This is a genomic window from Bacillus sp. bc15 (genome assembly GCF_900142585.1).
Classification (GTDB): Bacteria; Bacillota; Bacilli; order Bacillales; family Bacillaceae_G; genus Bacillus_A; species Bacillus_A cereus.
In genome coordinates, this window is record NZ_FRBJ01000018.1 from 35,775 (window position 1) to 47,264 (window position 11,490).

Genomic DNA, 11,490 nt, shown 5'->3' on the forward strand with positions numbered 1-11,490 from the left:
AAATTGAGATGGGAATTAAAAAGTATAATCCAACTACTAACGGTCGTCGTAATATGACTACGAATGATTTCGCTGAAATCACGACTGACAGACCCGAAAAGTCATTACTTGCTCCTTTAAGCAAGAAGGCTGGTCGTAATAACCAAGGTAAAATTACTGTACGTCATCAAGGTGGCGGACATAAGCGTCAATACCGTATCATCGACTTTAAGCGTAACAAAGATGGAATTCCAGGACGCGTTGCTACGATCGAATACGATCCAAACCGCTCTGCGAATATCGCATTAATTAACTACGTTGACGGTGAAAAACGTTACATTCTTGCTCCTAAATCTTTAGAAGTAGGTATGGAAGTTATGTCTGGCCCAGAAGCTGACATCAAAATCGGTAACGCATTACCATTAATCAACATTCCAGTAGGTACTGTTGTTCATAACATCGAGCTTAAGCCTGGTCGTGGCGGACAATTAGTTCGTTCTGCTGGTACATCTGCTCAAGTACTTGGTAAAGAAGGTAAATACGTACTTGTACGTTTAACTTCTGGTGAAGTACGTCTTGTATTATCTGCTTGTCGCGCTTCAATCGGTCAAGTAGGTAACGAACAACACGAACTTATCAAAATCGGTAAAGCAGGTCGCTCTCGCTGGTTAGGTAAACGCCCAACAGTTCGTGGTTCTGTAATGAACCCGGTTGATCACCCACACGGTGGTGGTGAAGGACGTTCTCCAATCGGACGTAAGTCTCCAATGTCTCCATGGGGTAAACCAACTCTTGGATTCAAGACTCGTAAGAAAAACAAAGCGTCTGACAAATTCATCGTTCGTCGTCGTAAAAAATAATGGGATTGTAGTACGGTTCATTTCTAGAACCGTACGCCAATCACGAAGGGAGGCACCAAAATGGCTCGTAGCTTAAAAAAAGGACCATTTGTCGATGATCACTTAATGAGCAAAATGGAAAAATTAGTTGCATCTGAGCAAAAACAAGTTGTTAAAACTTGGTCTCGCCGTTCAACAATCTTCCCTCAGTTCATCGGACACACAATCGCTGTATATGATGGTCGTAAACACGTACCTGTGTACATCACTGAGGATATGGTTGGCCATAAGTTAGGTGAATTCGCACCAACTCGTACGTATAAAGGTCACCTTGCTGACGATAAGAAAACTAGAAGATAATGAGAGGAGGCACTTCAATGCAAGCTAAAGCAGTAGCGAGAACAGTTCGTATTGCTCCTCGTAAAGTTCGTTTAGTAGTAGACTTAATCCGAGGTAAGCAAGTGGGTGAAGCGATTGCTATCCTTAACCACACACCAAAAACTGCTTCTCCAGTTGTAGAAAAAGTTTTAAAATCTGCAATCGCAAATGCAGAGCACAATTATGAGATGGACATTAACAACCTAGTTGTTGAAAAAGTCTTCGTTGACGAAGGTCCAACGTTGAAACGTTTCCGTCCACGTGCAATGGGTCGTGCAAGCCAAATTAACAAACGCACAAGCCACATTACAGTTGTGGTATCAGAAAAGAAGGAGGGATAATCGATGGGTCAAAAGGTTAATCCAATTGGTCTTCGTGTCGGTGTTATCCGTGACTGGGAATCTCGTTGGTTCGCTGAGAAAGATTACGCTACATTATTACATGAAGACATCAAAATCCGTGAGTACATTAATGTACGCTTAAAAGATTCTGCTGTTGCTAAAGTAGAAATCGAACGTGCAGCAAATCGTGTAAATGTTACAATTCACACTGCAAAACCTGGTATGGTAATTGGTAAAGGTGGTACTGAAGTTGAAGCACTTCGTAAAGCTCTTAACCAATTAACAGGCAAGCGTGTACACATCAACATTTTAGAAGTTAAGAGAGCTGATCTTAACGCTAAATTAGTAGGCGAAAACATCGCTCGTCAATTAGAAAACCGTGTATCATTCCGTCGTGCACAAAAGCAAGTTATTCAACGTGCTATGCGTGCAGGTGCTAAAGGTATTAAAACACAGGTTTCTGGTCGTCTTGGCGGAGCTGATATCGCTCGTGCAGAATCTTACAGTGAAGGAACTGTTCCACTTCATACACTTCGCGCTGATATTGACTATGCAGCAGTTGAAGCTGATACAACATACGGTAAATTAGGCGTAAAAGTATGGATCTACCGTGGAGAAGTCCTTCCTACAAAAAAGAAAGCTTCTGAGGAAGGAGGAAAATAATATGTTAATGCCAAAACGCGTAAAATATCGTAGAGAGCATCGTGGTAAAATGCGTGGTCGTGCTAAAGGTGGAACTGAAGTTGCTTTCGGTGAATTCGGTTTACAAGCACAAGCTGCTTCATGGATTACAAACCGTCAAATCGAAGCTGCTCGTCGTGCAATGACTCGTTACATGAAACGTGGCGGTAAAGTATGGATTAAAATTTTCCCTTCTAAACCTTACACTGCAAAACCTCTAGAAGTACGTATGGGTTCCGGTAAAGGGGCACCAGAAGGCTGGGTAGCAGTAGTAAAACCTGGGAAAATTATGTTCGAAATCGCGGGTGTATCTGAAGAGGTAGCACGCGAAGCATTACGTCTTGCAGCTCACAAGTTACCTGTGAAATGTAAATTCGTAAAACGTGAAGAAAATGGTGGTGAATCTAATGAAAACTAATGATATTCGTGAATTAACCACTGCCGAAATCGAAACAAAAGTTAAAGCTTTAAAGGAAGAGTTGTTTAATCTTCGCTTCCAACTTGCTACAGGACAATTAGAGAATCCAACTCGCATTCGTGAAGTGCGTAAAGCAATTGCTCGTATGAAAACTGTAGTTCGTGAAAGAGAGATCGGAATTAATCGATAAATTGAGGGGAGGTTTGCATAGTGAGCGAACGTAACCAACGCAAAGTTTATACTGGTCGTGTAGTGTCTGACAAAATGGACAAAACGATTACAGTTTTAGTTGAAACTTACAAAACTCATTCCTTGTACGGAAAACGTGTTAAGTATTCTAAGAAGTACAAAGCCCATGATGAGCAAAACCAAGCGAAACTTGGCGATATCGTTAAAATCATGGAAACTCGCCCGCTTTCTGCTACTAAGCGTTTCCGTTTAGTTGAAATCGTTGAAGAAGCGGTTATTATCTAAATAGACGAATCGGAATTTTTAGTCCGAAGGGAGGTTTCATAACATGATCCAACAAGAATCTCGTTTGAAAGTTGCTGACAACTCTGGTGCACGTGAACTTTTAACAATTAAAGTATTAGGCGGCTCTGGTCGTAAATATGCTAACATTGGTGACATTATCGTTGCTACGGTAAAACAAGCAACACCAGGTGGCGTTGTTAAAAAAGGTGACGTTGTTAAAGCAGTAGTAGTACGTACGAAGAGCGGAGCTCGTCGTCCGGACGGTTCTTACATCAAATTTGATGAAAACGCAGCGGTTATCATTAAAGACGATAAGAGCCCACGTGGTACTCGTATCTTCGGACCAGTAGCTCGTGAATTACGTGATAGCAACTTCATGAAGATCGTTTCTTTAGCTCCAGAAGTTCTATAATTTAAGGTATTGCCTTGCTAAGGAGGTGCAGAATTAAGATGCATGTAAAAAAAGGTGATAAAGTACAGGTAATCACTGGTAAAGACAAAGGAAAACAAGGCGTTATCCTTGTGGCTTTCCCAAAGCAAAACCGTGTTATCGTTGAGGGTGTTAACATCGTTAAAAAACACTCTAAGCCATCTCAATTAAATCCACAAGGTGGAATTATTACTAAAGAAGCACCTATTCACGTTTCTAACGTTATGATTTTAGATCCGAAAACAGGTGAACCTACTCGCGTAGGCTTCAAAGTAGAAGATGGTAAAAAAGTTCGTATTGCAAAAAAATCTGGTGAATTATTAGATAAATAATTTTCTTAAGAAAGGAGGTCACTTCATTGAATCGCCTTAAAGAGAAGTTCCAAAAGGAAATTACTCCTGCTCTAGTGAGCAAGTTTAACTATAAATCTGTGATGGAAGTACCGAAAATCGAAAAGATCGTAATCAACACTGGTGTTGGTGACGCGGTATCTAACTCAAAAGCTTTAGACAATGCAGTAGAAGAATTAACACAAATCGCAGGTCAAAAACCTGTTGTAACTCGTGCTAAAAAATCAATCGCTGGTTTCCGTCTTCGTGAAGGTATGCCAATCGGTGCGAAAGTAACTTTACGCGGCGAGCAAATGTATGAGTTCTTCGACAAATTAGTATCGGTTTCTTTACCACGTGTACGTGATTTCCGTGGTGTTTCTAAGAAATCATTCGATGGTCGTGGGAACTACACATTAGGTGTTAAAGAGCAACTTATCTTCCCTGAGATTGATTATGATAAAGTAAGCAAAGTACGCGGTATGGACATCGTAATCGTTACTACAGCGAAAACTGATGAAGAAGCTCGTGAACTTTTAACACAATTCGGTATGCCATTCCAAAAATAATGGAAGCCAACGCTAAGTAGAGGAGGCGAAAACGTGGCTAAAAAATCTATGATAGCGAAACAAAAGCGTACTCCTAAGTTTAAAGTACAAGAGTATACACGTTGCGAACGCTGCGGTCGTCCGCATTCTGTATACCGCAAATTTAAACTTTGCCGTATTTGTTTCCGTGAACTTGCATATAAAGGTCAAATTCCTGGTGTTAAAAAAGCTAGTTGGTAAAACCCACAAATGGGAAGGAGGTAAAACACATGGTGATGACAGATCCAATTGCAGACATGCTTACTCGCATCCGTAATGCGAACATGGTACGTCATGAGAAATTAGAGGTTCCTGCTTCTAAAATCAAAAAAGAGATCGCTGAACTTTTAAAACGTGAAGGTTTCATTCGTGATGTAGAATACATCGAGGATAACAAACAAGGTATCCTTCGTATTTTCCTGAAATATGGTGCAAACAATGAACGTGTAATCACTGGATTAAAACGTATCAGTAAACCTGGCTTACGCGTTTACGCTAAAGCTGACGAAGTACCACGTGTACTTAACGGATTAGGTATCGCTCTTGTTTCTACATCTAAGGGAGTAATGACAGACAAAGACGCTCGTCAATTACAAACTGGTGGAGAAGTAGTAGCATACGTTTGGTAATATATATTTAAAACGAACGGAGGTGTGACCACATGTCTCGTATTGGTAAAAAGATTCTTGAAATCCCTGCAGGTGTTACTATTACAATTGCAGAAGACAATACTGTAACAGTAAAAGGCCCTAAAGGTGAATTAACTCGTAAATTCAATGCTGATATGTCTATCAAAATTGAAGAAAATACACTAACAGTTGAGCGTCCATCTGAACAGAAGGAACACCGTGCATTACACGGTACAACTCGTGCTTTAATCGGAAACATGGTTGAAGGTGTAACTGCAGGTTTCGCACGCGGACTTGAATTAGTCGGTGTTGGTTACCGTGCTCAAAAACAAGGAGATAAACTTGTTTTAAGCGTAGGTTATTCTCATCCAGTAGAAATGACTCCGGAAGCAGGTCTTGAAGTTGAAGTACCTGCACCAACTAAAATCGTAATTAAAGGTATCGACAAGCAACGTGTTGGCGAATTTGCTGCTAACATCCGTGCTGTACGTGCTCCTGAGCCTTACAAAGGTAAAGGTATTCGTTACGAAGGCGAAGTTGTTCGTCGTAAAGAAGGTAAAACTGCTAAGTAAACCCGTTAGGTGAGAGAAAGGAGTGACAAGAAAATGATCACTAAAGCTGATAAAAATGCGACTCGTAAGAAAAGACATGCACGTGTACGTGCTAAACTTACTGGTACTGCAGAGCGTCCACGTTTAAACGTGTTCCGTTCTAACCAACATATTTACGCTCAAGTTATTGATGATGTGAATGGTGTAACGTTAGTAAGTGCATCTACTCTTGATAAAGACCTTGCTCTTAACGGTACTAGCAATACTGAAGCTGCTACGAAAGTTGGAGAATCAGTTGCTAAGCGTGCTGTAGAGAAAGGCGTTAAAGAAGTAGTATTTGATCGCGGTGGTTACTTATACCATGGCCGTGTTAAAGCTCTAGCTGAAGCTGCTCGTGAGGCTGGATTACAATTTTAATGGTCAAAGGAGGGAAAATTGATGCATCGCATTGACCCAAGTAAATTAGAACTTGAAGAACGTGTAGTTACGATAAATCGTGTCGCGAAAGTTGTTAAGGGTGGTCGTCGTTTCCGCTTTGCTGCACTAGTTGTAGTTGGCGATAAAAACGGTCATGTTGGATTCGGTACTGGTAAAGCACAAGAGGTACCAGACGCAATCCGCAAAGCTATCGAAGACGCTAAGAAAAACTTAATCGCTGTACCATTAGTTGGTACAACAATTCCACACACAATCAACGGTCACTTTGGAGCTGGTGAAGTATTCTTAAAACCTGCTGCTGAAGGTACTGGTGTTATTGCTGGTGGACCTGTTCGTGCGGTACTTGAATTAGCTGGTGTACAAGATATTCTTTCGAAATCTCTTGGTTCTAACACACCAATCAACATGATTCGCGCTACTGTGAACGGATTAAGCGAACTTAAGCGCGCTGAAGATGTTGCAAAATTACGCGGTAAATCTGTAGAAGAGCTACTAGGTTAAGGAGGGAAAACAAATGGCGAAAAAGTTAGAAATTACCCTCACTCGTAGTGTAATTGGTCGTCCACAAGATCAACGTGCGACGGTAGAAGCTTTAGGTCTTAAAAAGTTGAATTCAACTGTAGTTAAGGAAGAAACTCCTGCTATTCTTGGTATGATCAACAAAGTTTCTCACCTTTTAACTGTAAAAGAAGCTTAAGGATAACTCATTAATATAAGGAGGTGCCTGGGAATGAAACTTCATGAATTAAAACCTGCAGAAGGTTCTCGTAAAGTACGTAACCGTGTCGGTCGTGGTATCGGTTCTGGTAACGGTAAAACTGCTGGTAAAGGTCATAAAGGACAAAACGCACGTTCTGGTGGCGGTGTTCGTCTTGGCTTCGAAGGTGGTCAAACTCCATTATTCCGTCGTTTACCAAAACGCGGCTTCACAAACATTAACCGTAAAGAGTTTACTATTGTAAACTTATCAACGTTAAATCGTTTTGAAGATGGTACAGAAGTAACACCTGAATTATTGCTGGAAACTGGCGTTATCAGCAAGTTAAACGACGGTGTTAAAATTCTTGCAAGCGGAGCAGTAGAGAAAAAACTAACTGTTAAAGCGCACAAGTTCTCTTCAAGTGCTAAAGAAGCAATTGAAGCAGCTGGCGGATCAGTTGAGGTGATCTAATGTTTCGTACAATCTCCAACTTTATGCGCGTTGCTGAGATAAGACGTAAAATATTATTCACTTTAGCGATGTTAATCGTATTCAGGATTGGCACGTTTATCCCAGTGCCATTTACAAATGGAGACGTACTGAAAGCACAAGACCAATTAAATGCTTTAGGTATTCTAAATACATTTGGCGGTGGCGCCTTGAAAAACTTCTCCATCTTTGCGATGGGAATCATGCCGTATATTACAGCATCCATCATCGTGCAATTATTGCAGATGGATGTTGTTCCTAAATTTTCGGAATGGTCGAAGCAAGGTGAAATGGGCCGTCGTAAACTAACGCAATTCACGCGTTACTTTACAATTGTTCTTGCGTTTATTCAGGGGTTTGGTATGTCAATCGGTTTTAACGGTATGGTAGGTGGGCAATTAATTTTGAATCCTGGTTGGAGCACTTATTTATACATTGCTACGGTACTGACTGCTGGTACTGCATTTTTAATGTGGTTAGGCGAACAGATTACAGCTAAAGGTGTGGGTAATGGTATTTCCATCCTTATCTTTGGCGGTATTGCTGCAGCGATCCCAAGTGTTATATCTCAAGTGTATCAACAACAGTTTCAAAATATCGGAGATCAATTGTTCATGAGTATCGTTAAAGTTGCATTGATTTTACTAGCTGTGCTAGCAGTTATTGTTGGTGTTATTTTCATTCAACAAGCTGTTAGAAAGATCCCAATTCAATACGCGAAGCGTGTAACAGGAGGGAATGGGAATCATGCTGGAGCACAAAACACACATTTACCGCTTAAGGTAAATAGTGCGGGTGTTATTCCAGTCATTTTTGCTGTTTCATTCTTAATTACACCTCCAACTATTGCACAGTTCTTCCCGAAACATGATGTATCGCAGTGGATTATTGCAAACTTTAACTATTCTCACCCAGTGGGAATGATCATATATGTTGCGCTCATTGTAGCCTTCACATATTTCTATGCGTTTGTTCAGGTTAATCCAGAGCAAATGTCAGAGAATCTAAACAAGCAAGGTGGATATGTTCCAGGTATTCGTCCGGGTAAGAATACAGAACAATATCTAACAAAAATCTTGTATCGTTTGACCTTTGTAGGATCAATTTTCCTAGCAGCGATTGCAATCTTACCAGTTATCTTTACGAAATTGGGAAATCTTCCTCCATCTGCACAGATTGGTGGAACGAGTATGTTAATCGTTGTCGGCGTTGCTTTAGAAACAATGAAGCAGCTAGAAAGCCAACTGGTAAAACGCCATTACAAAGGGTTTATCAAGCAGTGAGTAAGTGGGAAGAACCATCTTCCCTACATGCTCATGTACTGAGGGGGAACAAGGATGAACTTAATTTTAATGGGGCTTCCTGGTGCTGGTAAAGGTACACAAGCCGAACAGATTGTAGCCAAGTATAACATCCCTCACATTTCAACAGGAGATATGTTCCGTGCAGCTATGAAGGCTGAAACTGAAATGGGTCTACAAGCAAAATCTTTTATTGATAAAGGTGCACTTGTTCCAGATGAAGTTACAATCGGAATTGTTCGTGAACGTTTAAGTCAAGAAGACTGCGTAAGAGGTTTCTTACTAGACGGTTTCCCACGAACTGTTGCACAAGCATCAGCTCTTGAAGAGATTATGAAAGATCTTGGCAAAAAAATCGACTATGTTTTAAACATTAATGTGGATTCAGGGTTGTTATTAAAACGCCTTACAGGCCGTCGCATTTGTAAAGAGTGCGGTGCGACTTACCACTTAGAATTCAATCCACCAGCAACAGCTGATGTGTGCGATAAATGTGGTGGCGAATTATACCAACGCTCTGATGACAATGAAGAAACTGTAGCAAATCGTTTAGATGTGAATATTAAGCAAACAAAACCTTTGCTTGATTTCTACGACGAGCTTGGTTACTTAAAAAGCATTAATGGTGAGCAAGATATCAATAAAGTATTTGCTGATATCGATGTTCTCATCGGAGGCTTAGCGTAATGATCATCTGCAAAACTCCTCGCGAGATAGAAATCATGCGAGAAGCTGGCAGAATCGTTGCTTTAACTCATCAAGAGTTGAAACAGCACATTACTCCAGGAATTACAACGAAAGAGCTCGATCAAATAGCGGAAAAGACGATTCAAAAATATGGTGCTACGCCATCTTTTAAAGGATACAACGGATTTCCGGGGAGCATATGTGCTTCTGTAAATGAAGAGCTTGTACACGGAATTCCAGGAAAGCGCAAGCTCAAAGAGGGCGATATCATCAGTATCGATATTGGTGCGAAATACAATGGGTACCATGGAGATTCTGCATGGACGTATCCAGTTGGAAACATTTCTGAATCTGTTCAAAAGCTACTTGATGTCACAGAAAAATCGTTGTATCTTGGTCTAGAACAAGTAAAACCAGGCGAGAGATTATCAAATATCTCACATGCGGTTCAAACCCATGCTGAAGAGAATGGATTCTCGATCGTTAGGGAGTATGTTGGTCACGGAATCGGGCAAGACTTACATGAGGACCCTCAAATCCCGCACTATGGTCCACCAAATAGAGGCCCTAGATTAAAGCCGGGAATGGTCATCTGTGTTGAGCCGATGGTGAATCAAGGAAGACGATATGTAAAAACACTATCTGATGACTGGACAGTGGTAACGGTAGATGGTAAATGGTGTGCCCATTTTGAGCACACGATTGCTCTTACAGAAGCAGGATACGAAATCCTTACCACTTTATAAGTAGCTGGCTCTCCGGGATTTCAGAGCAGTGTAAAATGTTACTGATTTGAAGAAGGGAGAACTATTGAATGGCTAAAGATGATGTAATTGAAGTCGAAGGTACCGTTCTTGAAACGTTGCCAAATGCTATGTTCAAAGTAGAATTAGAGAATGGGCATGTCGTATTGGCTCACGTTTCTGGTAAAATCCGTATGAACTTCATTCGTATTTTACCAGGAGACAAAGTTACGGTAGAATTATCTCCGTACGATTTAAATCGTGGTCGTATTACGTACCGTTTTAAATAATATAGCACTCCGTAATCTTTAAGGAGGTTCGAGACATGAAAGTAAGACCGTCAGTTAAACCAATCTGCGAAAAATGTAAAGTTATTCGTAGACGTGGAAAAGTAATGGTTATTTGTGAAAACCCTAAACATAAACAAAAACAAGGTTAATCAGAAGGAGGTGCATTCAGAATGGCACGTATCGCAGGTGTAGATATTCCTCGAGACAAACGCGTTGTTATTTCTTTAACTTACGTATTCGGCATTGGTCGCACAACTGCTGAAAAAATTCTTACTGAAGCTGGTATTTCTTCAGAAACACGAGTTCGTGATTTAACGGAAGACGAATTAGGACGTATCCGTGATGTTATCGATCGTATTAAAGTTGAGGGAGACCTTCGTCGTGAAGTATCTCTTAACATTAAACGTCTAATGGAGATCGGTTCTTACCGTGGTCTTCGTCACCGTCGTGGTTTACCAGTTCGTGGTCAAAATTCTAAAAACAATGCTCGTACACGTAAAGGTCCACGTCGTACAGTAGCAAATAAAAAGAAATAATAAGTAAAGGAGGTTGAACTAACAATGGCACGTAAAACAAACACTCGTAAAAAACGTGTGAAAAAGAATATCGAAGCTGGTATAGCTCATATTCGTTCTACTTTCAACAACACAATCGTAACACTTACAGATACTCACGGTAACGCGCTTTCTTGGTCTAGTGCTGGTGCACTTGGTTTCCGTGGATCTCGTAAATCTACTCCATTCGCTGCGCAAATGGCTGCTGAAGCTGCTGCTAAAGTTGCAATGGAGCACGGTTTAAAAACTTTAGAGGTTACTGTTAAAGGTCCTGGTGCTGGTCGTGAAGCTGCAATTCGTGCTCTTCAAGCTGCAGGTCTAGAAGTAACAGCAATTAGAGATGTTACTCCAGTTCCTCATAATGGATGTCGTCCGCCAAAACGTCGTCGTGTGTAATTTTTCTGTATAGAATTTTCCCTTTTGTCTATAATGGATATGATGCATTATCGAGAAATTTCGTACAGAAACATCGCTTGTTGTGCACAATCGGGAACTGCCTAAGGGGGACTTTCGGTTAGACAGGGGTTATACCTTTGTTTAACCGGGGTTTCGACGTTTTGAAGGAGGGTTTAGTTAATGATTGAAATCGAAAAGCCGAAAATCGAAACGGTTGAACTTAACGAAGATGCTAAATATGGTAAATTCGTAATTG

Annotated in this window: 25 protein-coding genes; all 25 read left to right on the forward strand. The window is 40.8% G+C overall.

Features of this window, described 5'->3' with window-relative positions:
- Nucleotides 1-8 precede the first annotated feature (8 nt).
- Entirely contained in the window at nucleotides 9-839 is an 831-nt protein-coding gene (rplB, locus tag BUA87_RS28185) for a 50S ribosomal protein L2 (protein ID WP_000511583.1), read from the forward strand.
- Nucleotides 840-899: 60 nt separating this feature from the next.
- A complete protein-coding gene (gene rpsS / locus BUA87_RS28190; protein ID WP_000124454.1) occupies nucleotides 900-1,178 on the forward strand; it encodes a 30S ribosomal protein S19 in 279 nt (92 codons plus the stop codon).
- 17 nt (nucleotides 1,179-1,195) lie between these two features.
- The gene (rplV, locus tag BUA87_RS28195) at nucleotides 1,196-1,537 is read left to right on the forward strand and encodes a 50S ribosomal protein L22 (RefSeq protein ID WP_001148024.1); all 342 of its coding nucleotides are present in this window, start codon (nucleotides 1,196-1,198) and stop codon (nucleotides 1,535-1,537) included.
- Nucleotides 1,538-1,540: 3 nt separating this feature from the next.
- Nucleotides 1,541-2,200: a 30S ribosomal protein S3 gene (gene rpsC / locus BUA87_RS28200; protein ID WP_000529956.1), complete on the forward strand. Its 660-nt coding sequence runs from the start codon at nucleotides 1,541-1,543 to the stop codon at nucleotides 2,198-2,200.
- A gap of 1 nt (nucleotide 2,201) precedes the next feature.
- Nucleotides 2,202-2,636, forward strand: a complete 435-nt coding sequence (rplP, locus tag BUA87_RS28205) for a 50S ribosomal protein L16 (protein WP_000928971.1) — start codon at nucleotides 2,202-2,204, stop codon at nucleotides 2,634-2,636.
- Entirely contained in the window at nucleotides 2,626-2,826 is a 201-nt protein-coding gene (gene rpmC, locus BUA87_RS28210) for a 50S ribosomal protein L29 (protein ID WP_000855718.1), read from the forward strand. Before rplP ends, rpmC begins: the two co-directional genes overlap by 11 nt.
- A 20-nt stretch (nucleotides 2,827-2,846) precedes the next feature.
- Complete coding sequence (rpsQ, locus tag BUA87_RS28215) at nucleotides 2,847-3,110, forward strand: 30S ribosomal protein S17 (RefSeq protein ID WP_000004106.1); 264 nt, start codon at nucleotides 2,847-2,849, stop codon at nucleotides 3,108-3,110.
- Nucleotides 3,111-3,153: 43 nt separating this feature from the next.
- On the forward strand, nucleotides 3,154-3,522 hold the full coding sequence (gene rplN, locus BUA87_RS28220) for a 50S ribosomal protein L14 (RefSeq protein ID WP_000615912.1): 369 nt from the start codon (nucleotides 3,154-3,156) through the stop codon (nucleotides 3,520-3,522).
- A 38-nt stretch (nucleotides 3,523-3,560) separates the two neighbouring features.
- The gene (gene rplX, locus BUA87_RS28225) at nucleotides 3,561-3,872 is read left to right on the forward strand and encodes a 50S ribosomal protein L24 (protein WP_000558200.1); all 312 of its coding nucleotides are present in this window, start codon (nucleotides 3,561-3,563) and stop codon (nucleotides 3,870-3,872) included.
- A 26-nt stretch (nucleotides 3,873-3,898) separates the two neighbouring features.
- Nucleotides 3,899-4,438 (forward strand): 50S ribosomal protein L5, encoded by a 540-nt coding sequence (gene rplE, locus BUA87_RS28230; protein ID WP_001080829.1) that lies wholly within the window; start codon nucleotides 3,899-3,901, stop codon nucleotides 4,436-4,438.
- Between the two features lie 33 nt (nucleotides 4,439-4,471).
- Nucleotides 4,472-4,657: a 30S ribosomal protein S14 gene (gene rpsN, locus BUA87_RS28235; RefSeq protein WP_001085700.1), complete on the forward strand. Its 186-nt coding sequence runs from the start codon at nucleotides 4,472-4,474 to the stop codon at nucleotides 4,655-4,657.
- Between the two features lie 29 nt (nucleotides 4,658-4,686).
- A complete protein-coding gene (rpsH, locus tag BUA87_RS28240; protein ID WP_000245511.1) occupies nucleotides 4,687-5,085 on the forward strand; it encodes a 30S ribosomal protein S8 in 399 nt (132 codons plus the stop codon).
- 32 nt (nucleotides 5,086-5,117) lie between these two features.
- A complete protein-coding gene (rplF, locus tag BUA87_RS28245; protein ID WP_000086551.1) occupies nucleotides 5,118-5,657 on the forward strand; it encodes a 50S ribosomal protein L6 in 540 nt (179 codons plus the stop codon).
- 33 nt (nucleotides 5,658-5,690) lie between these two features.
- Complete coding sequence (gene rplR / locus BUA87_RS28250) at nucleotides 5,691-6,053, forward strand: 50S ribosomal protein L18 (protein ID WP_000628818.1); 363 nt, start codon at nucleotides 5,691-5,693, stop codon at nucleotides 6,051-6,053.
- A 21-nt stretch (nucleotides 6,054-6,074) separates the two neighbouring features.
- Nucleotides 6,075-6,575, forward strand: a complete 501-nt coding sequence (rpsE, locus tag BUA87_RS28255; RefSeq protein WP_000554646.1) for a 30S ribosomal protein S5 — start codon at nucleotides 6,075-6,077, stop codon at nucleotides 6,573-6,575.
- Between the two features lie 13 nt (nucleotides 6,576-6,588).
- A complete protein-coding gene (gene rpmD, locus BUA87_RS28260) occupies nucleotides 6,589-6,771 on the forward strand; it encodes a 50S ribosomal protein L30 (protein WP_001085233.1) in 183 nt (60 codons plus the stop codon).
- Nucleotides 6,772-6,804: 33 nt separating this feature from the next.
- Nucleotides 6,805-7,245 (forward strand): 50S ribosomal protein L15, encoded by a 441-nt coding sequence (gene rplO / locus BUA87_RS28265; protein WP_000766083.1) that lies wholly within the window; start codon nucleotides 6,805-6,807, stop codon nucleotides 7,243-7,245.
- Nucleotides 7,245-8,546 carry a preprotein translocase subunit SecY gene (gene secY, locus BUA87_RS28270; RefSeq protein ID WP_000490118.1) on the forward strand — a complete coding sequence of 434 codons (1,302 nt, stop codon included), beginning with the start codon at nucleotides 7,245-7,247 and terminating at the stop codon, nucleotides 8,544-8,546. Before rplO ends, secY begins: the two co-directional genes overlap by 1 nt.
- A 54-nt stretch (nucleotides 8,547-8,600) precedes the next feature.
- A complete protein-coding gene (locus BUA87_RS28275; RefSeq protein ID WP_001048997.1) occupies nucleotides 8,601-9,251 on the forward strand; it encodes an adenylate kinase in 651 nt (216 codons plus the stop codon).
- Nucleotides 9,251-9,997, forward strand: coding sequence for a type I methionyl aminopeptidase (gene map / locus BUA87_RS28280; protein ID WP_000582539.1), 747 nt, complete (start codon nucleotides 9,251-9,253; stop codon nucleotides 9,995-9,997). Before BUA87_RS28275 ends, map begins: the two co-directional genes overlap by 1 nt.
- A 68-nt stretch (nucleotides 9,998-10,065) precedes the next feature.
- Nucleotides 10,066-10,284: a translation initiation factor IF-1 gene (gene infA / locus BUA87_RS28285; protein WP_001029884.1), complete on the forward strand. Its 219-nt coding sequence runs from the start codon at nucleotides 10,066-10,068 to the stop codon at nucleotides 10,282-10,284.
- A 35-nt stretch (nucleotides 10,285-10,319) separates the two neighbouring features.
- Nucleotides 10,320-10,433 (forward strand): 50S ribosomal protein L36, encoded by a 114-nt coding sequence (gene rpmJ, locus BUA87_RS28290; RefSeq protein ID WP_000868344.1) that lies wholly within the window; start codon nucleotides 10,320-10,322, stop codon nucleotides 10,431-10,433.
- A gap of 21 nt (nucleotides 10,434-10,454) precedes the next feature.
- Nucleotides 10,455-10,820: a 30S ribosomal protein S13 gene (gene rpsM / locus BUA87_RS28295; protein WP_000090792.1), complete on the forward strand. Its 366-nt coding sequence runs from the start codon at nucleotides 10,455-10,457 to the stop codon at nucleotides 10,818-10,820.
- A 24-nt stretch (nucleotides 10,821-10,844) separates the two neighbouring features.
- Nucleotides 10,845-11,234, forward strand: coding sequence for a 30S ribosomal protein S11 (gene rpsK, locus BUA87_RS28300; RefSeq protein ID WP_000101797.1), 390 nt, complete (start codon nucleotides 10,845-10,847; stop codon nucleotides 11,232-11,234).
- Nucleotides 11,235-11,414: 180 nt separating this feature from the next.
- On the forward strand, nucleotides 11,415-11,490 hold a 76-nt coding region (locus BUA87_RS32015; RefSeq protein ID WP_256678996.1), incomplete at its 3' end, for a hypothetical protein.